Source organism: Lacticaseibacillus jixiensis, assembly GCF_042847315.1.
GTDB classification, from domain to species: domain Bacteria; phylum Bacillota; class Bacilli; order Lactobacillales; family Lactobacillaceae; genus Lacticaseibacillus; species Lacticaseibacillus jixiensis.
In genome coordinates this window covers 71621-92746 of the sequence record NZ_BAAFPR010000010.1, presented here as the reverse complement: position 1 = coordinate 92746, position 21126 = coordinate 71621, and the positions used below count along the sequence as shown (strand labels likewise).

At 52.2% G+C, this 21126-nt stretch carries 19 protein-coding genes; 6 read left to right on the top strand and 13 right to left on the bottom strand.

Features of this window, described 5'->3' with window-relative positions:
* Positions 1-30: 30 nt before the first annotated feature.
* Both ACGG90_RS08400 and ACGG90_RS08395 read right to left on the bottom strand, forming a co-directional pair.
* Positions 31-240, bottom strand: a complete 210-nt coding sequence (locus ACGG90_RS08400; RefSeq protein ID WP_390408222.1) for a hypothetical protein — start codon at positions 238-240, stop codon at positions 31-33.
* Positions 241-469: 229 nt separating this feature from the next.
* Positions 470-619: a hypothetical protein gene (locus ACGG90_RS08395; RefSeq protein ID WP_390408219.1), complete on the bottom strand. Its 150-nt coding sequence runs from the start codon at positions 617-619 to the stop codon at positions 470-472.
* A 570-nt stretch (positions 620-1189) separates the two neighbouring features.
* Here ACGG90_RS08395 and ACGG90_RS08390 point away from each other — a divergent pair.
* From ACGG90_RS08390 to ACGG90_RS08375, 4 genes are read left to right on the top strand one after another with little or no spacing between them, the layout of a single operon-like run.
* Positions 1190-4132: an MSCRAMM family protein gene (locus ACGG90_RS08390; RefSeq protein ID WP_390408216.1), complete on the top strand. Its 2943-nt coding sequence runs from the start codon at positions 1190-1192 to the stop codon at positions 4130-4132.
* A complete protein-coding gene (locus ACGG90_RS08385) occupies positions 4129-5337 on the top strand; it encodes a pilin N-terminal domain-containing protein (RefSeq protein ID WP_390408213.1) in 1209 nt (402 codons plus the stop codon). The genes ACGG90_RS08390 and ACGG90_RS08385 overlap by 4 nt, the downstream gene beginning before the upstream one ends.
* Positions 5338-5362: 25 nt before the next feature.
* Positions 5363-6958: a SpaH/EbpB family LPXTG-anchored major pilin gene (locus ACGG90_RS08380; protein ID WP_390408210.1), complete on the top strand. Its 1596-nt coding sequence runs from the start codon at positions 5363-5365 to the stop codon at positions 6956-6958.
* A 50-nt stretch (positions 6959-7008) separates the two neighbouring features.
* Complete coding sequence (locus ACGG90_RS08375) at positions 7009-7836, top strand: class C sortase (RefSeq protein ID WP_390408207.1); 828 nt, start codon at positions 7009-7011, stop codon at positions 7834-7836.
* 524 nt (positions 7837-8360) lie between these two features.
* Here the strand turns inward: ACGG90_RS08375 and ACGG90_RS08370 are convergent.
* The 3 genes from ACGG90_RS08370 to ACGG90_RS08360 form a co-directional block, all read right to left on the bottom strand.
* On the bottom strand, positions 8361-8570 hold the full coding sequence (locus ACGG90_RS08370; protein ID WP_390408205.1) for a hypothetical protein: 210 nt from the start codon (positions 8568-8570) through the stop codon (positions 8361-8363).
* Positions 8571-8784: 214 nt separating this feature from the next.
* Positions 8785-8934, bottom strand: a complete 150-nt coding sequence (locus ACGG90_RS08365) for a hypothetical protein (RefSeq protein WP_390408202.1) — start codon at positions 8932-8934, stop codon at positions 8785-8787.
* A gap of 229 nt (positions 8935-9163) precedes the next feature.
* Complete coding sequence (locus tag ACGG90_RS08360; protein WP_390408199.1) at positions 9164-9682, bottom strand: nitroreductase family protein; 519 nt, start codon at positions 9680-9682, stop codon at positions 9164-9166.
* 212 nt (positions 9683-9894) lie between these two features.
* Here ACGG90_RS08360 and ACGG90_RS08355 point away from each other — a divergent pair, with 212 nt between their 5' ends.
* Together ACGG90_RS08355 and ACGG90_RS08350 are read left to right on the top strand one after the other, a co-directional pair.
* Complete coding sequence (locus ACGG90_RS08355; RefSeq protein ID WP_390408196.1) at positions 9895-10743, top strand: aldo/keto reductase; 849 nt, start codon at positions 9895-9897, stop codon at positions 10741-10743.
* Between the two features lie 130 nt (positions 10744-10873).
* The gene (locus ACGG90_RS08350; RefSeq protein WP_390408194.1) at positions 10874-11326 is read left to right on the top strand and encodes a hypothetical protein; all 453 of its coding nucleotides are present in this window, start codon (positions 10874-10876) and stop codon (positions 11324-11326) included.
* 3 nt (positions 11327-11329) lie between these two features.
* Here the strand turns inward: ACGG90_RS08350 and msrA are convergent, their stop codons facing one another.
* The 8 genes from msrA to gatC all read right to left on the bottom strand — a co-directional run bounded on the left by msrA (position 11330) and on the right by gatC (position 21007).
* A complete protein-coding gene (gene msrA, locus ACGG90_RS08345) occupies positions 11330-12139 on the bottom strand; it encodes a peptide-methionine (S)-S-oxide reductase MsrA (protein WP_390408191.1) in 810 nt (269 codons plus the stop codon).
* A gap of 235 nt (positions 12140-12374) precedes the next feature.
* Complete coding sequence (rlmD, locus tag ACGG90_RS08340; protein ID WP_390408188.1) at positions 12375-13736, bottom strand: 23S rRNA (uracil(1939)-C(5))-methyltransferase RlmD; 1362 nt, start codon at positions 13734-13736, stop codon at positions 12375-12377.
* A gap of 180 nt (positions 13737-13916) precedes the next feature.
* Entirely contained in the window at positions 13917-15002 is a 1086-nt protein-coding gene (locus ACGG90_RS08335) for a HigA family addiction module antitoxin (protein ID WP_390408185.1), read from the bottom strand.
* Positions 14995-15351, bottom strand: coding sequence for a hypothetical protein (locus ACGG90_RS08330; protein WP_390408183.1), 357 nt, complete (start codon positions 15349-15351; stop codon positions 14995-14997). The genes ACGG90_RS08335 and ACGG90_RS08330 overlap by 8 nt, the downstream gene beginning before the upstream one ends.
* A gap of 209 nt (positions 15352-15560) precedes the next feature.
* Positions 15561-16577: a diacylglycerol kinase gene (locus tag ACGG90_RS08325; RefSeq protein ID WP_390408180.1), complete on the bottom strand. Its 1017-nt coding sequence runs from the start codon at positions 16575-16577 to the stop codon at positions 15561-15563.
* A 1256-nt stretch (positions 16578-17833) separates the two neighbouring features.
* On the bottom strand, positions 17834-19264 hold the full coding sequence (gene gatB / locus ACGG90_RS08320; RefSeq protein WP_390408178.1) for an Asp-tRNA(Asn)/Glu-tRNA(Gln) amidotransferase subunit GatB: 1431 nt from the start codon (positions 19262-19264) through the stop codon (positions 17834-17836).
* Positions 19261-20709, bottom strand: a complete 1449-nt coding sequence (gene gatA, locus ACGG90_RS08315) for an Asp-tRNA(Asn)/Glu-tRNA(Gln) amidotransferase subunit GatA (RefSeq protein ID WP_390408175.1) — start codon at positions 20707-20709, stop codon at positions 19261-19263. The genes gatB and gatA overlap by 4 nt, the downstream gene beginning before the upstream one ends.
* A 1-nt stretch (position 20710) precedes the next feature.
* On the bottom strand, positions 20711-21007 hold the full coding sequence (gatC, locus tag ACGG90_RS08310) for an Asp-tRNA(Asn)/Glu-tRNA(Gln) amidotransferase subunit GatC (RefSeq protein WP_390408173.1): 297 nt from the start codon (positions 21005-21007) through the stop codon (positions 20711-20713).
* Between the last annotated feature and the right edge of the window lie 119 nt (positions 21008-21126).

Here is a 21126-nt window from a genome sequence, read left to right as displayed (position 1 = left end):
GCAGAACCGTTTTAAGAACGGTGGTCAATTTTAGATAAGCATCAAGCCGCTAAAATCTTGCCAAAGAATATGGAAGCGGCTTTTTGCTTGCTCATTTTTTCGGATTTTTCCGAACGCCACCATCAGTTTGCGCACTGCGTAAAGCAGGCGGGTCATCGCCTTGACCAACCGTGTTGCCACATTGACCAAGACTACCAGCGCCCCGATGATGGCCGCAACTGATGCAATCGCACCAATCACAAGCCTTGCTGGTGTCGAGCTGCACAAAGCAACGTGGGTGCAATTACCTCGCTGCACTTCTGCTACGTCTTGGCGACAGTCTGGTCGCGTGATATAATAGAGACACAAAGAGCGCGACCTTTGCAGAGGTCACGCTCCAAGGCAGAACCGCTTTAAGAGCGGTGGTCGATTACTAAACAAGCATTAAGCCGCTAGCACTCGCCAAAGTTGGAAGCGGCTTTTTGCTTGCTCATTTTTTTCGGATTTTCCCGAACGCCATCATCAGCTTGTGCACTGCTTCTAGCAGGCAGGTCATCGCCTTGATTAAACGTGTTGCCACATTGACCAAGACTACCAGCGCACCGATGATGGCCGCAACCGATGCAATTGCACCAATCACAAGCCCTGCTGTACTCCCTTCTTCCAGAATACGACGCTAAGGTTTTTACACCATAAGCCCCACCCTCTTTCAGAGTTAGTACCACCGCTCATTAAACTTTTCTGCAAATTTGATTATAGCATATGGCATTGATCAAGCCTACCGTCGACGCGAGTTAACAGTATTTTCAGAATAATTACATGGCTTGCCAAGGCATAAACCGCGCCATTACTGTGCACCAATTGCGCAGTTTCCATTAGCTCATCGCTTCATCCCCTCGGTACAAACAACTTGATACCATCGCAACTCACGGCCGCGTCCTCATCGACGCGGCCCTTTTTTTGTGTGCATCAGCTTAGGTCTTCATCAGCACAGCGATGATATGTTTGTGAAATCAGGCACCAACATTATCACCAGGCCGCGCCATATTCACTTTTATAAAAATAGTTCATCAATTCTTCACTTTTGATTACCAGGTCAGCGCGGCGTTTTGCTATGCTTAAATTGTACCAGCGAATCAAAACCATTAGCTTTGGGGGTGTTAATGATTGAACAATACCACGTAATTCAGCCACGAAAGGAGGAATGTCGATGCAACGCCAACTGATCCACGGTTTCTTGGCGGCCTTGTTGATGGTCACGCAGTTGTGCGCGGTGTTCACAGCCACGACTGTGCACGCCGTCAGCAAGCCCACGGTTCACGAAACCGTGATCGACACCGACGATCTCACCGTCAGCGTGACGGGTGTCCCTAACGGTGAACACATCGCTTGGACGATCAACTACCAGCGCCAATTAAGTGCCACCGACCGCGCCTTGCGTTTACAAGTCACGGCCCAAGATCTGCCCTTGAACCCAGTTGAGGCCAAGGATTGGCAAGCTGTCGTTGTCCAAGACGCCGACTGGTGGCAAGAAGCCGCCTTCTCAACAGAAGCCAAAGGCAGCTTGCACTTCGAAACTGACGCTGCCCAACGCAGCTTAACGCTTCACGCGCAATTAGACGAAACGCCAGATCTCACCAAGGGACTTGGCCTTTTGCACGATGACACGGCGGGGCCGCATACGGTGACCTTGCCGCAAGCAACTGAAGAAGCGCCGCAAGCCCCGGCTGTTGATGCAGAAGCAGCGCCAGAGGCAGAAGCCAAAGAAGATCCAGAAGAAGCCAGTGCACCAGAAGCAGACGCAACGCCAGAAGCAAGCGTTTCTCAAAATGCTGCAGAGGCTGCAGAAGCACAACCGGCTGTCGCCCCGCTTGAAGCAGTCCTGCAACCCACTGGTGACCCATTCACCGCGCATAACCTGGTGTTGTCGTTAACCGCCAATGCCACCGTTGCCTTGAATGTCACCGGTAATGCCGGCACCGCGCACATCTACACCAAATCTGCCAACAGCAATCGCAACAAATACGGCAGCCGCGGCAACATGGAAAACGATGTGTCGACTGATTATATTGCAGGCTCATCGGCGCGAGCGGTGATCTTTGACCATTACCGCGACAATCAAGTCAACAAAGCCACCATCGAGCTGAGCTACACCAATGTGGGTTATGTGCAAGCGGCCAACGGTACCAACGTGCCAGTCGGCGCTTATGTCAAAGTTTCCAACATCACCCACCGGGCTGTGGAATGGAACAATCAGAACAATGTCGGCATCGACTTCTCCAGCAACTTCTACTCGGGGATCTCGATTGCCAACATTCGTCATTTTGATTGGGAAGTCACGTTCTTTCGGGCCGACACGCGCCAGCCGATCAACTTTGCCAGTGACTCTACGGCGAAGCTGACTTTCACCTCTTTGAACCCTGGGGAGTTCGTGCGCAGCGACAACGGCCTCAAAGCCGATGTGGCCGATCCCAACTTCGTCAAAGAAACCAAGTTAAGCGAATCGCAGCTGGCCCCTGACAACCGCCGGGCCTTTGAAGCTTGGGTCGCAAACGGTTGGCCACAAGGCAATAACCCAATCAGCGGCTATACCGCCCATAAGTGGGGGGATTGGGACACGGCCAATCCTCAAGACATCGACGTCCAGAACACTTGGCAAGATCGCTTGGGCACGCCGACTTTTGGTAACGGCGCAGTGGGCTTCACGCTGATTGGAACGACTTTTGGCTTTACGCGCGGCACTTACTCGCAAGCCAACTCGACTTGGCTGGCCAATGCCTCTGGGGAAGCGGACTTGAACATCCCCGCAGACTTGACCAACAACAAGTCGATTTCCAGCACACCGGTCAGCGGCGGCGGTGACGCCCAAGCGGCTGTCGGCGACATCTACACCAAGAATGACTTAGACGGCCAAAACATCAACCAACAAGCCAGCGATAAGGCCACGATGTACTATTACATCAATCAGAAAACCTACTCGGTGGTGGAAGATGTGCTCGGGCGTCCAACGAAAATCGTGATCAGCGACTTATTGCCTGCAGGCATGAAGCTTGCCAGCGATCGGTATGCAGACAACGTCAAGGTCTTCAATGAACGCGACGCCTTAAATTCTCGCGAGCGCGAACTGGCGCATCAAGTTGCCGTTCAAACCATTAACGGCCGCCAGCAAGTGACCATCACCATTGAAGCTGACGAGGTCATGAAGATTCCATTCAAAGGCGGCTTCTTCAGCGCTCAGCTGATGGTCAAGACGGATCATGATCCAGAAACGATCACCCAAAAGCACGTCATGACCAACACTGCCACGGTGGAAATGTTTGATCACAAAGAAGCGGTGCGCTATTCGCAAACCACCAACCCGGTCACGGTTGAAGTCACGCCAGTCGTGAAGCCGGTTAACATTGCTTTTGCCAAGCATGACGACTTGGGCCAAGGGATCTCCGGCGTACGCTTTGGATTATTCGCCAATGCCACTGGCGGTGACGCCTTGCACACCGCAGAAAGCAGCGCCCAAGGCCAAGTTGCTTTCACGCAAATCGATCCCGGCCAATACTGGCTGGGCGAAATTAGCACGCCGGCAGGTTATGTGCCGCTGGCTGAACGCATTCAAATCACGGTGAACAAAGACGGCACGATCACTTGGCCGAAGGATTGGCAACATGGCAACACCGTCGTCAACCCGCGCAAGCCAACCACCATCGGCTTGAAGAAAACCGATCCAGATGGTCGACAGTTGCGCGGCGCCGAGTTTGCGCTGCAAGACGCAAACGGCAAGGTCTTACAAAGCGGCACCACCAACAGTTCAGGCTTGTTGACGTTTGGAGATTACAAACTTATGCCTGGCACCTATAAACTCAAAGAAACCAAGGCACCAAGCGGCTTCTTGCAGCTTGAAGGGGAATTTACCTTCACGGTGAAACTCGACGGTACCACCGTTTTGGATGACTATTCAGCAAGTGACTTAAGTGCCGATCAGTATCAATTTAGCGGCAAGGACCACCAGCTGACGATCACCATCGAAAACCAGCCTTATGAGACGGTATTGCCGGTGACTGGCGGCAACGGCAATCACGCCTTATGGGCAGTGGCCGCCTTGTTGATCGGCTTGGCTGCGGCGTTAGGCTGGCACTTTCGAAAGGAGGACTCCCGATGAGAAAATTGCTCACGCTTTGCTTAGCGGGAGTCGCCATGCTGCTGGCTTTTGCGGCCCGCCCGGTGGCAGCAGCAGATGATACCACCACCTTGACGATTCATAAGCGCGCCTATCGCGATGCGCGCTTAAGCAACGTCGACCAATGGCAATACACCAACACCGGTGAAGCCTTGACGCTGGGGGATGAATCTTTTGGCCTTAACGGCGCACAATTTGCCGTATATGACGCCAGCACTTTGTATGACAGCGCCAAGCTCGTTGATGAATCACAGGAGGATTTTGCCAAGCGCCTGGGCAAAATGGCGCTTGCCGGCGCACAAACGCTGGCTAAAGAACACGACTTGCCGCTGATCACCGAAGTCACCACGGCGACGGTAAACGGCGAAGACGGCATCGCCAACATCACGGTGCCAACTTACCACGCCGGGCAATATGCGGCTTATCTGCTGGTGGAAACCGGTGTCACGCCGCAAACGGCCATCAACATCGACCTCACCAAGAAAGCTGCCCCGCTGTATTTGCAACTGCCGGCGCGCGTGAATGGTACGGCTTTGGCGACGGTGCATTTGTATCCCAAAAACGTCGGCTATGTGCGCGATCCGTTCTTCTTCAAATACGGCAGGCAGCTTGATGGCAGCGAACAACCGCTGGCCGGCGTGGTGTTTGCCATGTATCGCTTGGATGCTTCAGGCAACAAGCTGTACTTGGCCAATGCGCCCGCAGTGAACCTTGCCAATGCATGGCTGCCCAGCACAGATGCGTTAAACGACTCGCGCGTGGCGCATTTTACCTCAGATGCTGACGGGCTGGTGGATACCGGCGAGCGCTTCGTGGCCAGCGGCACGTATTACTTCGAAGAACTCAAAGCTTTAGATGGCTACACCAACAATCTCAAAGACCAGCCGGTGAAAGTGACCGTGCCAAACGCTTGGTACGACGCCAAAGGCAACTTCTTGCCGGTATTGATCAACGACCAAGCGCTGCCGGAAACCGTGGCTGGCGTGGTATCGCCTGAGGTGCGCCAAATTGGCAAGCCGCGGGTGTACAACTACCAGAAACGGCCATTGGTGCCCACCACGCCTAGCAAGCCGCCGCTGGCTGCCGGCCTGCTGCCGGCAATGGGCCAAGCCGCAAGCATTGGGGCTTTATTGATCGGCTTAGCCTTAATGGGCTTAGCCGCGTTACGTTTACGTCGCAGACAATGACAATTATTCAGGGGGAATTTTTTAGATGAAAACCACCAAGCTCACCCGCACCCTAGTTTCTGGGATGATGACCTGCTCGCTGGCTTTAACGACCGTGGCGGCCACGGCGATGACTGTGGCGCCGCAAGTGACGCAAGCGGCAACCAAAGACGCTGGCGACTTCAAGTTGAACTTGCACAAGTTCAAGGTACTTGACGGCCGCCAGTTTGAAAACACCGGCAGCGCCTTGCCGGTAGACGGCCTTGAGGCGTTAAGCGACATCGACTTCGGCGTGTATAACGTGACTAAGCTTTACAGCGATTTGAACGCCAGCGGCAACTTTGCAGACGCTAAAGCCGTGGCTAAGCACGTCACCGACAACTGGGCGACCTTAAGTGCTGATGCGACTTTCATCGCTGACATCACCACTGGTGCCAACGGCGTGGCGTCAATGAACTTGCCGAAAACCACGACCTTAGACGGCAACGCTGTCAACAGCGTATTCGTGTTCGTGGAACGCTATCCAGATGGCGGGGTCAACCAAGACTACCTGCCCGCTCAGCCGTTCTTATTGGGGATGAACCAACAGCTAGCTGACCAAGGCACGGTGGACTTGTACGCCAAGAACTACGCCACGCAAAAAGACTTGCTAGACGACAACAACGTGGCCTTGCCAGACGGCTACTATTCCAAAGACGTCGGCAAAGCGCTGCATTACACGTCAAGCTCCCCGATCCCAATGGCGATCACCGATCCTGAAGCCGGCTACAAAGCCTTGAAGTTCTTGGATGAAATGACCACCAAAGGCACGGATCTGGTGAGCATCGATCGCATCGGCTACTACGACGGCGAGGACTTCGTGGATGTGAAACCCGAATTTGACCGCTTAGGCAGCCCGCTGTCGTCTAACGATGCTGGCTGGCCTAGCGACAAGCATGCCGGCTTCAGCTATGACTTTGCTTGGAATTGGGCTGACATGAACGCCGATATGGAAGCGTTATTAAACAAATTAGCTGGCCGCAAGTTGGAATTCCACTACACCATGGCCATCAATGATGACGCTGAGGCCTATGTGGAAATCGGCAACGACTTCTATACCACGTTGACCAACCAACATGGGGATGACACCACCACTGACAACTCACCATTAGTGGAAACCGGTGGTCACGACTTCACCAAGGTGGATTCCGAAACCAATAAAGGTTTATCTGGGGCCCATTTTAAAATCCGCCGGGCAACCGCTGATGGCGGCTTTGAATGGCTGAAGCTGACCGACAAAGAATTCGTTGCCGGCAGCGGTGTCTATGATCCGGAACTGATCGAATGGAAGCCTACTCAAGAAGAAGGCACGGACCTGATTTCCGGCACCGGCGGTAAGTTGTCTGTGATGGGGTTGGCTGCTGGTGATTATGAATTAGTCGAAACCAAAGCGCCAGCCGGCTACACTTTTGAGAACGCCGAGACGGCTTTCACCATCAACAAGGCCGAACAAGGTGCAACGGACATCGCCGGCAAAACCATCACCAACGATCCGAACCCGGACATCTTGCCGATCACTGGTGGCGTGGGGATCATCTCCTTCCTGGCTATCGGGGCAGCGGCAATGGGCGGCGCGGTTTATCTCAAGAAGCGCAAAGCTTAACGCTTTTGATGACGGCTTGGCCGTCATCATACATATCCTGGAGGTGCGCCATGTCGAACAAACTCAAAGACTTGCTGGTATGGGCGATTTTCTGTCTGGGCTTGGGGATCTTCGCCTACCCTTTTGTCGCCAACGCCTACCACACCGTGCATACCCATATCCAAACCCAGCGCCGCCAAGCAGTTGCCAAGCGCAATGCCGAGCAAGCTGCGACAGCGCGCAAGCAGGCCAATGCGGATCTCGCCGCTAACGGCATTCGCCCCAGCGGGGATGTCTTCAAACGTGACGCAACCGGCAACAGTGCGCAAGCTTACCTGAACCAACACCTCATCGGCGCTGTGACGATCCCTGACATCAACGTTTCCATTCCGTTATATGACACCACCAACGCCACCTTGCTTGAATCTGGCGCGACAGTGCTGGCCAACACCTCTTTTCCCAGCGGCGGCAAGAACACGCACACCGTGATTTCTGCGCACAGCGGCTTGCCCACCAAGGAACTGTTCACCGATTTGCCCAAGCTCAAGCGCGGCCAGCAATTCATCTTAACCGTGGGCAAGCGCCACCTCGCCTATCAAGTCGACCGTATTCAAACCATCTTGCCGACTGACATCAACGCGTTGAAAATCGAATCCGGCCGCGATTTGGCAACGCTGATGACTTGCACGCCGTATGGGGTCAACTCGCATCGCCTGCTTGTCACCGGCCACCGCGTCCCATATTCTGCCAAAACCGCTAGTGCCCGTGATAACGCCGCCACCAAGCAGCTGCATCACGCCTGGTATTGGCTGATTGGCGCGGCACTGGCGGCAATCGTAGCGTTAGTGTGGCTGGTGCGGATGTTTAGGCGCGGGAAGCACAAGCCAAAAGCGGCGTGATGACTGGCAATTCAAGTGGGCGACGCTCATCAGGCGCAAACTGTCTTGGTGACAGTCTGGTCGCGTGATATAATATGGACACAAAGAGCGCGACCTTTGCACAGGTCACGCTTTGAGGCAGAACCGTTTTAAGAACGGTGGTCAATTTTAGACAAGCATTAAGCCGCTAAAATCTCGCAAAAGTTAGAAGCGGCTTTTTTGCTTGCTCATTTTTTTCGGATTTTCCCGAACGCCATCATCAGCAAGTGCTTCGCTTCTAGCAGGCAGGTCATCGCCTTGATTAAACGTGTTGCCACATTGACCAAGACTACCAGCGCCCCGATGATGGCCGCAACTGATGCAATCGCACCGATCACAAGCCTCGCTGGCATCGAGCTGCACAAGGCAACGCGGGTACAATTAGCTTGCTGCACTCTGGTACGTCTTGGCGACAGTCTGGTTGCGTGATATAATACAGACACAAAGAGCGCGACCTTTGCGTAGGCCGCGCTCTGAGGCAGAACCGTTTTAAGAACGGTGGTCAGTTAGACAAGCATTAAGCCGCTATACTTCCCAAAAAGTTTTGAAGCGGCTTTTTTTGCTTGCTCATTTTTTCGGATTCTTCCGAACGTCACCATCAGCAAGTGCTTTGCTTCTAGCAGGCAGGTCATCGCCTTGACCCAACGTGTTACCACATTGGTCAAAACTACCAGCGCACTGATGATGGCCGCAACTGGTGCAATCGCACCAATCACAAGCTTTGCTGGCGTCGAGCTGCACAAGTGCAATTTGTTCCGCTCTGATACATCTTGGCGACAATCTGGTCGCGTGATATAATATAGACACAAAGAGCGCGACCTTTGCACAGGCCGCGCTCCGAGGCAGAACCGTTTTAAGAACGGTGGTCAATTTTACACAAGCATTAAGCCGCTAAAATCTCGCAAAAGTTAGAAGCGGCTTTTTGCTTGCTCATTTTTTTCGGATTTTTCCGAACGCCACCATCAGCTTGCGCACTGCTTCTAGCAGGCGGATCATCGCCTTGACCCAATGTGTTACCACATTGGTCAAAACTACCAGCGCCCCGATGATGGCCGCAACTGATGCAATCGCACCAATCACAAGCCTTGCTGTACTCCCTTCTTTCAGAATACGACGCTAAGGTTATTACACCATAAGCCCCACCCTCTTTCAGAGTTAGTACCGCCGCTCATTAAACTTTTCTGCAAGTTTTATTATAACATATGACATTATCTAAGCCCACCATTGCTATTGCTGGTAATATTTTCACGATAAATTAAATATTTTTATAAAAAAGGCTGTCCCATCATGGGCCAGCTTTTTACGTACCTTACAATTTCGTGACGCCGATGCGGGTTTGGTCAACATCGCGCGGCGCGTATGTGTCATCGCTTTGGCCAAGCACCACCGCACAAGCTGGGGTGAAGCCGGCTGGCAAGTTGAGTTTGGCCAAGGTTGCTGGGCTTTGATCCAAACCAGCGATCGCGCCCCAGATGTAGCAATAGCCCACCTGTTGGTTAACAGCTTCCAGCGCCATGGTGTGCGCGATGATTCCGGCACTGGCGTAATCGGCGTTACCGTTGCCAGTCGCCGACACGATTACTAAAGTTGGTGCCCCGTATAACATCTTGCTGCCATGACGATGGAAAACCGTGGCACAGGCTTCTTCGATGGCATCCAAGACAGCAGGGTCTTGGACAACTGTCAGATGGTAGTTCTGATATTGGCCCATCGCCACAGGGGCCTGCTCAGCGGCGGCTAAAACGGCATTGAGCTGTTCGTCAGATAGTGGCGCGCCGGTATAGCTGCGAATGGAACGACGATTCTTTAAGACAGATGCGAATTCCATGATGATTCCTCCTTGGCGAGCTGCGTTCCCCAACGCGGCGTGATAGACGTGTGGGTTCCTCAACTCTGATATGCTTACGGTTACATCCTTATTGTACCGCGAGATCGATTGTGCGCAAGCGGTAACATTATGCTGTTGTAAGCCTCGACAATTACACTTACAGATGATAAGCTTAAATAGTATGAAATCGCTAACAGAAGGAAGGATCACATATGTCTGTATTGACTGATACGTTCACCTTAAACAATGGCAACAAGATCCCGCAAGTAGGCTTTGGTACCTGGCAGATCCCAGATGGCGACGTGGCCTACCGCGCTGTGACCATGGCTTTAGAAGCCGGCTATCGCCACATCGATACCGCCTTCGTTTATGGCAATGAGAAGAGCGTCGGCAAAGCGATCGCCGATTCCGGCGTACGTCGCGACGAACTGTTCGTCACCTCTAAACTGCCAGCGCAAATCAAAGATGCAGCTGGCGTCAAGGACCATTTTGCCAAGACCTTGGAGAACTTAGGGCTCGATTACTTGGATCTGTATTTGATCCATGCACCGTGGCCATGGGGAGAAGCTGGCACGCGCTATGACAAGGAGAACTTGGAAGCGTGGCAAACCATGGAGCAATTCTACAAAGACCAAACGGCGCGCAACATCGGGATCTCCAACTTCGACGTCCACGACATGCAAAACCTTCTGGATAACGCCGATGTCGTGCCTGCTGTTAACCAGATCCAATATTACATCGGCGCCACGGAACCTGAAAACACCGCCTTTGCCCAAGCCCATGACATCTTGGTCGAAGCCTACTCACCACTGGCAACCGGCGGCTTGTTGGATAACGACCAGATGCGGCCGTTAGCTGAGAAGTACGGCGTTTCCGTACCGCAATTGGCACTGCGCTTCGTCTTGCAAAATGGCGTCTTGCCGCTGCCTAAAGCCACCAGCTTAGACCACATTCAAGCCAACACCAAGCTGGACTTCACCATTGATGATGCCGATATGGCCACGCTCAACGCCATGCCTGATGTAATGCCGGCAAGCAAACACAACATCACCCAGCGTTAAAACAGATCGCGAAGCACCACAAAAAAATGCCAAGCAATTATTTTCGCTTGGCAATTATAAGCGCTTACAGTACACTGACGAGTGTACTGTTTTTTTAACTGGCGTGCAAAACTGATCTGAGGTGACAATCATGACACCCTATGAGCGAGCAATGATCTTGGCGTTCATGGCGCGAAATCAACTGAACGGAAATCATAATTTTCTGATTTGTCATTCAGGCCCAAATCCGGTCTTAAAGTTTCTGCTCGGTTTTCCTTGGAACCCATTGTACGAAACCCTTATCGCAAGATGCTGTATCGTTGTCTTCACGGAAACTCAGATCATTATTTACACAATGCCGACGCTCACCAATTTTCCTGCTTTGCCAGATATTTCGTTAATGGCTAAAGGCATCCAAGTCATCGATCAAAGCACTCTTCGCAGCTTCCAAGTCGGTGCTTCATTCCAAGACAAGTATTTGCGGTTACAATCAATTGGGTTTCCTCGATACTACTACCTTTATATCAACGAAGCAGACCCATTCACGCAAGAGTTCAACTTCTGGCATTTGGAAGACACGAATTTCTATGGCTGGAAAAAATAGCTTTCACAGCCGCTGATTGATCTGTCTCAACCAACGCTTCAGCTTCTGCCAACGCAACAGCCGCCGACGGGCTTGCATCACGGCGCGATATCGCTTGGGTTGATGCTTATAGAACGCTTGTTGGCGATTCTCCGCCGGCCAGAAAGTCGTCGCCGCTGCCACGGTAACTGCCACCGCTTGGCCTAAGCGCGCCGAAGCCTCAGCGACAGACTGCTCAGCTTGGCGGCGCTGTTGATCATCAAGCCAGAAAATCACCGGCCGATAGCGCGGCCCGCGGTCTTGGAATTGCCCATTGCCATCTAATGGGTCGATTAGTTGCCAATAAATTGCCAGCAGCTGCGCATAGCTTGTCTGGCGCGAGTCGTAAATGATCTCTACGGCTTCCACATGACCGGCAGGATCTACTTGCATCCCCACAGTCGTGGGCTGAGCCGTGCGTCCGCCAGTGTAGCCTGAAACCACCGCTTGGATCCCCGGCAACTCATCGAAGGGTTTCACCATGCACCAGAAGCACCCGCCGGCAAAAATCGCCCGCGCTTGGTGCACGCCGTCTGCCGCATGGAAAATGCTCAAGTCATAACGCGCCGGCGTCTGCCCTTGCAACAAGTCATACAAATCAGCCACATCAGGCGTCAAATTATCCCGCAGCGCTAACGGCCGCAGGGCTGCTTCAAGCTTGGCGAATACTGTCTTGGCACGTTGGCCTTGTTGCAACGCTGTGTGAGCAGTCTGCAGCTGCATGCGCTCAAAGTCGCGAATGCCAAGGCTAGTCAATAAATTCTCGATGGTCAACTGGATCGTTGTAGTTGGCATGGCACACACCTCCTTGACTTATTATCTCAAGCTCAGCAAAGGCACACAAGCCAGCGCTGAAACACAAACAGGCACCACACTCGTTTCTAGAGTGTGGTGCCTGTTGCTGACTTGCTACGCTTTGGTCATCGTCGAGCTACGCAAAGCAACGCGGCGTGATATAAGTCGTGACGCCGCCAAGGCACAAACCGCCTTTGCGTCATTCCGCCTTATATCCACCGCTAAATGCGCTTTGCTACGCTTTGGTCAGTACCGTAACACTTTCAATACTAGTGGTTTGCGGGAACATATCCACTGGCTGAGTCTGCTTGGCCACATAACCAAACTCGCCTAAGGCCGCGATGTCGCGCGCCAAGGTCGCCGGGTTGCAAGACACGTAAACAATTTTGTCTGGCAAGATCTTGCCCACAGCAGCAGTGAACTCTGGTGCCAAGCCTTTGCGCGGCGGGTCCACCATCAAAACGTCGGCGTGTTGGCCTTCTTCGGCCCACTTAGTCATGACTTCTTCGGCTTTGCCGATCACGAAATCGGCGTTTTTGATGTTGTTTAACTGCGCGTTGACGGCGGCATCATGCACGGCTTCAGGCACCACTTCGACGCCGATCACGCGCTTGGCGTGTTTGGCCATCGAAAGTGAAATCGTCCCGATACCGGAATACGCATCGATCACCGTTTCATCCCCGGTCAAGCCGGCAGCGTCAATGGCTGTTTGGTACAAGACCTCAGTTTGTTGCGGGTTGACTTGGTAGAACGACAGCGGGCTGATGCGGAAAGTCAAGCCCAGCAGCTTGTCTTCCAAGTAGTCATGGCCAAAAAGCGTGCGCGTTTTCTTGCCTAAAATCACGTTGGTTTTGCGGTTGTTCAAGTTCAACATGATGCTGGCCGTTTCTGGTAAAGCCTTGGAAATGTCAGCCACCAATTCTTCCAGGTGTTCCACCGCCCAAGTGGTTGATACCAACACGATCATTAATTCATGGGAGAAATACCCGCGGCGCACCATGATGTGGCGGATCACGCCGGTGTTTTGGGCTTCGTTGTATGCTGGGATCTGATATTTGCGCAGTAAGTCACGCACCACAATGATGGCTTGGTCGATGGCTGGGTCTTGGATGTAGAAATCCTCCAGCGGCAGCAATTCATGGCTGCGGCGCTTGTAGAAGCCGGTGGTCAATTGGCCATCAACATTGCGCACCGGGATCTGCGCCTTGTTGCGGTAACCATAAGCCTTGTCCATCCCTAACGTTGGCAACACATCGATATCCAAATGGGCCTTCTTGAAGAGTTGAGCCACTTGATTTTGCTTGAAGCGCAACTGCGCCGGGTAAGCCAAATGCTGCAGCGGCGCGATGCCGGTTTGCGCATAGGCTTTGGCCTTAGGTGCCACGCGGTCAGGCGAAGTTTGTACAAGGTTCAACAAGCGCGCAAAAGCGTATTTCTTCTCGGCTTTGACCACAACGACTTCAGCCACTTCTTCGGGCAAGGCGCCTTCGATAAACAGCGGATAGCCGTCGACTTTGGCGACCCCCATGCCTTCATAGGTCAAATCTTCGATAGTAACAGTGAGTTTCTCATTCTTGGTGACAGGCGTTTTAGCCAAATTAAATCTCCTTATATACGATGTTGCAATATTGTCTCAACACTTGACGTTACCAGAAAACGACGGCCAAAGCAATAGCAGGCAGCGGCTCACAACCAGTCTTTTTAGCGTTGCGTACAAACAAAACGCACCACGCTGACGATTGCGTGATGCGTTAAATTCACTACTTATCGCTTTAAATCAGCCAACAATCTGCATCTCATATTTCGTTCTTAGCTCATTGAAGTGAGAATAATCGATCAACTCATGCTTCTGCAAACGGCCAACCAGCATTCCTGGATCGATATTCAGCTCACGTGAGAAGGCACTAATTGATTGCCTAGTAAACTCGTGCTTCGACACAAATTCTGTAAACTTCACCGACGGCACGTAGAATTCTGAAGCAAACCTATCAGCTTGTTCCTCTTTCTTAAAGTATGCCGTTTTATCCTCATAATCAGAATGAAAATCTTGATAGTAGATATGCCCTAATTCATGCATGAGCGAGAACCAGAAAATATCCGCATAGCGATTCTTATCCGTCACCAGCAACAATACGCTGCCATTCTTGAATCGTTTGGTTGCGCCATTCAACCTGGCTCCTGGCAGCATCGGCAAGGCTTCTAATACGATGCCGCATGCGGCCAGTACTGCCACCAGTTTAGGATAGAAATGCTCCGGCGAATCTAAACTCATTTGCTTGATTTTCGGAAGTGCTTGTTCAAGCTTCTCTTTACTGTACTTGTTATCTGTTGCATGACGTGCCAAATTCGTCGCCAGGTTAAGCATCGCATTAGAGCACACGATCGACTTCTCTTCGCTATCTGAAGCCGATCTGCGATAGCTGACCGCAGAATCAAAGATCCGCAACTGGGTCAATGAGGAGATCTTAAAGAGTTTGCGCAGCACATGGATCTTCTCAACAGTCGAATAGCGCTTATTTTCGATGAATTGATTGTTTTTCAGATACTTCAAATCAAGCAGCTTAGCGACTTGTGCCTCATCTGCGATTTGTTGCGCATCCTGGATCTCGGCCAGCTTGGTATCATATTGCGCCTGCAGTCGAAGCCAAGTCGCCATCGAAATCCCGGTCGCTTTAGCCAACTTGTCAGCTGTCGCAGCACTAACATTATCCTGTCCACTGACGATCTTACTAATCGTCTTGCTCGACACGCCAATACGCTTGGCAAAATCAGCTTGCGTAACATTCCATTCATCGATGATCTCTTCAAGATAGGATCCCGGATGAAAAGCAATCAGATCTTGATATTCAACTACATTACTCATAATGATTGCTTACCTCCGTTATTTCGATGATTTCAATGACGTTTGCGATGGCAAAAACCTCTTCCTTGCTAAAACCATCGATTCTGATCAGTAACCGATATGACCCTCTGCGACCGTCAATATCGATTGCATAAATGCCTTCACGATTCCCCTTCAGATCATGGAAATGCAGGACTGGGTTATCAATTACCGACGCAAGGTTATCCGCTGCCACCAAAAAATTGACACGTTGCAATAACTTGACCGCAACCTTCTCCGAATAGGCTTTCTTGGCTTCTCGGAGGCTCGTGCACTGTTTCTCGATGCGCTTATTCTTGTACGATACGTGCATGCGTTCTGTCACCGCCATGAAGTCAAATTACCATATCGGTAACTTAAGTATACGTGATACTGAATTCTGCGTCAACTTACTTATAAAATAAAAGCAAGTTGTCATCACAAACCATCGCAACTCAATATGACCCCTAAGCACAGAAAACGCCGCGTCATCAAGGTTTGCAACTCGTGCAAACTTTGATGACGCGGCGTTAACTTAAGCGCAGTGTATATCCATTGTGTTTACTTGCCGATCTTCCCGTTCCCATTCAGGTCCGTTTCGGAAATCGATTCAACTTCTTGCAAGTAATCGTTTTGTTTCGTGGCGCTGTCAGCGATTTTCTGCGATGGGATCTCCGAAACATTGGCAAACATTTCGATATGTTGGCGCAAGTTCTGGAAAGTCATCGGCGCACTGCCGCCGTATTCGCCATCCAGATTGATCTTGAGCTCTTCGCCATCTTCGCGCGTCGCCACCAAGTTCTGGGTCTTGGTGTAAATGACATTCGGGTCGTCAACATGGCGCCCGCCGTTTAAGACTTTACCCATCAAGACTAAGTATTCCGGCAGCTTGGCCGTTTTGACCACGATCAAGGAGAACTTGCCATCGCCTAGGCTTGAATCCGGCACGATTTGCTCGAAGCCGCCGATGGAGTTGGTCATCGCCAGCAAGAACATCGACGCCGGGCCATCATACACGCCATCATCATATTCCAAGTGAATCGGGAATTGCTTGATCGCCGGCAGCATCTCCGCGCCTTTGATCAAATAAGCAAAATAGCCAAAAATCGACTTGAATTCGCTGGGCACACCATAAGTCAGCTCTGTCAGCAAACCGCCAGCGGCGATGTTCATGAAATAATGGTTATTGGCCTTGCCGATGTCCATGCGGATGGTTTGGTCTTTGAGAATGACCTTCGCCGCGGCCACCGGATCTTCGCGCGGAATCGCCAAGGCGCGCGCGTAGTCATTAGTGGTGCCGGCAGGAATGATCGCCATCTTCGGCCGGTGGCGATGCGGCGCAATGCCGTTGACCACTTCGTTGATGGTGCCATCGCCGCCTGCCGCGACGATCAAGTCGAAACCGTCCAGCGTGGCCCGCGAAGCCTCAGTTTTGGCGGAAAAATGCTCCGGCGTGGTTTGAAACGCACTGGCTTCATAGCCGGCTTGTTCCAAAATATTCAAAATGTCGGCAACGCTGCGCTTCATGCCTTCGTTACCAGAAGTTGGGTTATAGATCAATCGTGCACGTTGAGTCAATAGGGCACGTCCTTTCAAGCGTAATCATACGCTATTTATTATGCGTCAAACGAACTATAAAATCCACAATAACCGCACGTGCGCAACGCAACGGTGATAGCCACAGCTTCGCCTTCAGCCACAAGGGCCAGCCATATAGGGGGTGCTCGACCAAGCTAACCCGCAAAGCCCGCGGGTGGATCTTGGTCTGCGCTTCGCTGTATGCGACAAGTCGCTAACAGCGATCCCAATATGGCTGGCCCTGGCGGCTTGCGTCTGCGCTGTGGCCATCACCGTTGCTAAGCTTACCTTAGTCGCTTGTAATTGGCGCCGCGTTGGACAACTGTCCATAAACGTGGTTTGCGTTAGTGTCCTACTTATCCTGAAACTAGCAAAGCCAGCAAGGCACGCCGCTTGCCACATAACGTGCATAACCTGCTATTTCTACTGGTAACGTTAACGACATCTGACTACTGTGACTTCTGAGCAAATGTTTCACGTGAAACATCCAAATATGGAAAACGTGGGTAAAGCAAATAGCCGTAAAAGTCGCTGCGTCGGCTTTTACGGCAGCTAACCACATGATTTAGACAAACCCGGTTTCAAATGGTAACGTCAACTGCCCAACACTCTGTTACTGCCAGTGCGGACAACCTATCCGATCCCGAAAGCAGGAGGACTGGTGAGGCGCAGGCGCGTGGGGGCAGCCAGACGGTCAGGCCGTGAAACGAAGCGCACAGTGAGACAAGCGGGTGGTGCTTGGCTTGTTGTACGCTTCGCGGCAACTTTTGAGATTTGCAAGGCGAGCCGCAGGCGAGTGCAAAGCTCAAAAGTTAGGCGTAAAACACGCGTACTTGGCGTGGTTGAAGCCGGCCGCACCGCCTGCGCCGTCTGGCTGCCCCCACGCGCCGGAGCCTCATCAGTCCGGCACTAACCAAAAAAACAACGCCACAGTATGAGAACCGTGACGTTGCGTTGATGATCGTCGAGCTGCGTGGCGCAACGCTTACCCTGCTCGTCTTGACTAACTTGACCGGTTCGTAACCATGAAATCCGCCACACAGCAGGTACCACCGGCGGCCACGGCGGAGACGAAAGCCCCAAGGACCAACCATATTGGGATCGCTGTTAGCGACTTGTCGCTTACAGCGAGGCGCAGCCAAGATCCACTCGCGCTTTTTGCGAGTTAGCTTGGTCGAGCACCCCCTATATGGCTGGTCCTTGGGGCTGTAGTCGTAGCTGTGGCCGCCGGTGGTGCCGGCAGGCCCAGCATTTAACTAACGCTTTTTAATTTCAGTCATCAAGATCTGGTTAACGACTTTCGGGTTGGCTTTGCCGCGCGTTTGCTTCATGATGTTACCCACCAAGAAGCCGATTGCTCGGTCTTTGCCGGCCTTGAAGTCATCGATACTTTGCTGATTGTTATCCAAGATCTCAGTAACGATTGGTGTCAGTACGGCAGGATCAGACAACTGCACCATGCCCTTCTTCTCAACAAAGGCCTTAGGATCGGTGTCATTCTTGATGATCTCTTGGAAGACCTTCTTGGCGATCTTGCTGGAAATCGTGCCATCAGCGATCAAGTTGATCATCCCTGCCAAATGTTCCGGCGTCAAGGCGACGTCTTTAAGTTCCAAGTGTTCGCTGTTCAAGTAGCCGGACACTTCGCCCATCAACCAGTTAGACGCCTGCTTGGCATCAGCGCCGGCTTTCACGGTGGCTTCAAAGAAGTCAGACATTTCAAGCGTCTGCGTCAACACGCCGGCATCATATTCGGGAATGCCCCAGTCGCTAACGTAACGGGCACGCCGCTGTGCCGGTGCTTCCGGCAGGCTGTTTTTGACTTCGTCGATCCACGACTGCGACACATGGACTGGCGGCAAGTCTGGTTCTGGGAAGTAGCGGTAATCATCTGCGCCTTCCTTGACCCGCATCAAGATGGTTTCTTTCTTATCCACATCCCAACGGCGGGTTTCTTGCTGGATCACACCGCCAGCACGCAAGACTTCCTGCTGGCGCTTTTGTTCATAGGCCAAGCCGTCGCGCACGTGGTTGAAAGAGTTCAAGTTCTTGATTTCAGTCTTGGTGCCCCACTTGTCGCTGCCGATCGGCGCCACAGACAAGTTGGTATCCACCCGCATGGAACCTTCTTCCATCTTGACATCAGACGCGCCGGTGAACTGCACGATTTGGCGCAGTTGTTCGAGGTATTGATAAGCCTCTTCCGGGCTGGTGATATCAGGCTTGGAGACGATTTCGACCAATGGTGTGCCTTGGCGGTTCAAGTCAACGTAAGAATAGCCGTCTGGTTCATGCTGGTTCTTACCGGCATCTTCTTCGACGTGCAATTCGGCAATGCCGATTTTCTTCTTCTTGCCATCAACTTCGATTTCCACCCAGCCATCAGTGGCCAGCGGCTGTTCAGACTGCGTGATTTGATAAGCTTTCGGGTTATCCGGATAGAAGTAGTTCTTCCGATCAAAATGCGTATACTCGCTGATTTTGGCATGCAGCGCTAACGCCACCATGATGCCATAGCTGTAAGCACCTTTGTTGATGGAAGGCAAGACGCCAGGAAAGCCCCAGTCGATCACGTTGGTCATGGTGTTAGGCTCGGCGCCATAAGATACCGGCGACGGGGAGAACATTTTGGACTTGGTTTTTAATTCAACATGGACTTCTAGCCCAATCGTTGTTTCAAAATTCATGCTTGGGCACCTCCCGGGATCTGATCGAGATAATCATTCTGCGCTTCGAATGCATCCGCAGCTTGATAAATCGTGCTTTCGTCAAAATGCTTGCCGATCAATTGCAAGCCCACTGGCATGCCATCGACAAAGCCCGCCGGAATCGATGCAGCAGGCAAGCCTGCCAAGTTCACCGGAATGGTCAAGATGTCGTTCATGTACATGGTCAACGGATCGGTGACATTCTCGCCAATGCCAAACGCAGTGGTTGGCGTGGTTGGACCCATCACCAAATCGTAATCTTCAAAGACTTTGTTGAAGTCATCTGAGATCAACGTGCGCACCTGCGCGGCCTTCTTGAAGTACGCGTCATAAAAGCCGGCACTCAAGGAGAAGGTCCCTAACATGATGCGGCGCTTGACTTCCGGCCCAAAGCCTTCAGAACGCGAACGCACATAAACATCCGTTAAGTTCTTCACATCTTTGGCGCGGAAGCCATAGCGGATCCCGTCAAAGCGCTGCAAGTTGGAGCTGGCTTCGGAACTGGCAATGATGTAATAAGCTGGCACCGCATATTTGGTGTGCGGCAAGGATACCGTGTCCACCGTGGCGCCAAGCGCGCGGAATTGGTCAGCAGCTTGTTGAATCGCCGCAGCGACTTTCGGGTCAACGCCTTCGCCTAAGTATTCTTGCGGCAAAGCGATTTTCATGCCTTTGATGCTTTGGCCGATTTTCTCGGTGAAGTCAGGCACAGCCAATTCTGCACTAGTCGAATCCTTCTCGTCGTGGCCGGCGATGACGTTCAACACACGCGCGGAATCTTTAACTGAGCGGCTCAAGGTGCCGATGGCGTCTAAGCTGGAGCCAAAAGCGATCAAGCCCCAGCGAGAAACGCGGCCATACGTTGGCTTGAAGCCCACAATGCCGTTAAATGCCGCTGGCTGGCGGATCGAGCCGCCAGTATCGGTACCTAAAGCGACTAAGACTTGGCCAGAAGCCACGGCAGCTGCTGAGCCGCCTGAGGAGCCGCCAGGGACTTTAGTGTGATCCCAAGCGTTCTTGGTGGTTTGCATGGCGGAGTTTTCCGTGGAAGACCCCATGGCAAATTCATCCATGTTCAACTTGCCGACATCAATGGCGCCGGCAGCGTTGAGCTTTTCGACCACTGTGGCGTCATACACTGGCACGAAGTTCTCCAGCATCTTAGAAGCGGCGGTCGTGGTGAGGTCTTTGGTGACGATGTTGTCTTTGATCCCGATCGGAATCCCAGACAATGGCTGATCCGCATCGATGTCCGCCGCATCAGCTTGGGCTTGGGCGTTAGGGTTCAAGGTCAGAAACGCTTCGATTTCAGGATCGATGCGCTTGATGTTGGCCAAGGTCGCTTTGGTCAAGTCGCTGGCTGTGATCGTGCCGTCAACAAGCTGTTGGTGCAGCGTGTCGATATCCGTTGCAAAATAATCCACGCTAGTCTTCCTCCTTGTCGATGATGGCTGGTACTTGGATCAAAGTCCCTTTCTTGGTTGGGACGTTCTTGAATAAGTCTTCAGTTGGTGTGTCGTTGTGGGCCACGTCTTGGCGCATGACGTTTTGCAGGTGAATGCTTTGCGTCGTTGGTGCAACGCCTGTGGTGTCCACTTCTTCAAGCTGATCCACCATGTTCAAGATGTCGTCGAGTTGCGCTGTGAATTGTTGCAGTTCGTCTTCGGTAAAAGACAGCCGCGCCAGTTCTGCGACATGGGCGACGCTTTGCTTCGTAATCATCGAATCCCCGCTTTCTTACTTAAACTACTCATTAGTTTACCATTGTTTGTCCACTGCGGGTAGCGGCCATGTCAGCTTGCCTGCCAAAAGTTGTTGACAGTGACCATAATAAAAATTGG

Excerpts from the sequence above, each read along its gene's own strand:
- gatB (WP_390408178.1), bottom strand. The coding sequence starts at position 19,264 with ATGAATTTTGAAACAACGATTGGGCTAGAAGTCCATGTTGAATTAAAA.
- gatC (WP_390408173.1), bottom strand. The coding sequence starts at position 21,007 with ATGATTACGAAGCAAAGCGTCGCCCATGTCGCAGAACTGGCGCGGCTG.
- ACGG90_RS08330 (WP_390408183.1), bottom strand. The coding sequence starts at position 15,351 with ATGGCGGTGACAGAACGCATGCACGTATCGTACAAGAATAAGCGCATC.
- ACGG90_RS08350 (WP_390408194.1), top strand. The coding sequence starts at position 10,874 with ATGACACCCTATGAGCGAGCAATGATCTTGGCGTTCATGGCGCGAAAT.
- ACGG90_RS08385 (WP_390408213.1), top strand. The coding sequence starts at position 4,129 with ATGAGAAAATTGCTCACGCTTTGCTTAGCGGGAGTCGCCATGCTGCTG.
- msrA (WP_390408191.1), bottom strand. The coding sequence starts at position 12,139 with ATGCCAACTACAACGATCCAGTTGACCATCGAGAATTTATTGACTAGC.
- ACGG90_RS08380 (WP_390408210.1), top strand. The coding sequence starts at position 5,363 with ATGAAAACCACCAAGCTCACCCGCACCCTAGTTTCTGGGATGATGACC.
- ACGG90_RS08375 (WP_390408207.1), top strand. The coding sequence starts at position 7,009 with ATGTCGAACAAACTCAAAGACTTGCTGGTATGGGCGATTTTCTGTCTG.
- ACGG90_RS08360 (WP_390408199.1), bottom strand. The coding sequence starts at position 9,682 with ATGGAATTCGCATCTGTCTTAAAGAATCGTCGTTCCATTCGCAGCTAT.
- ACGG90_RS08390 (WP_390408216.1), top strand. The coding sequence starts at position 1,190 with ATGCAACGCCAACTGATCCACGGTTTCTTGGCGGCCTTGTTGATGGTC.
- ACGG90_RS08335 (WP_390408185.1), bottom strand. The coding sequence starts at position 15,002 with ATGAGTAATGTAGTTGAATATCAAGATCTGATTGCTTTTCATCCGGGA.
- ACGG90_RS08355 (WP_390408196.1), top strand. The coding sequence starts at position 9,895 with ATGTCTGTATTGACTGATACGTTCACCTTAAACAATGGCAACAAGATC.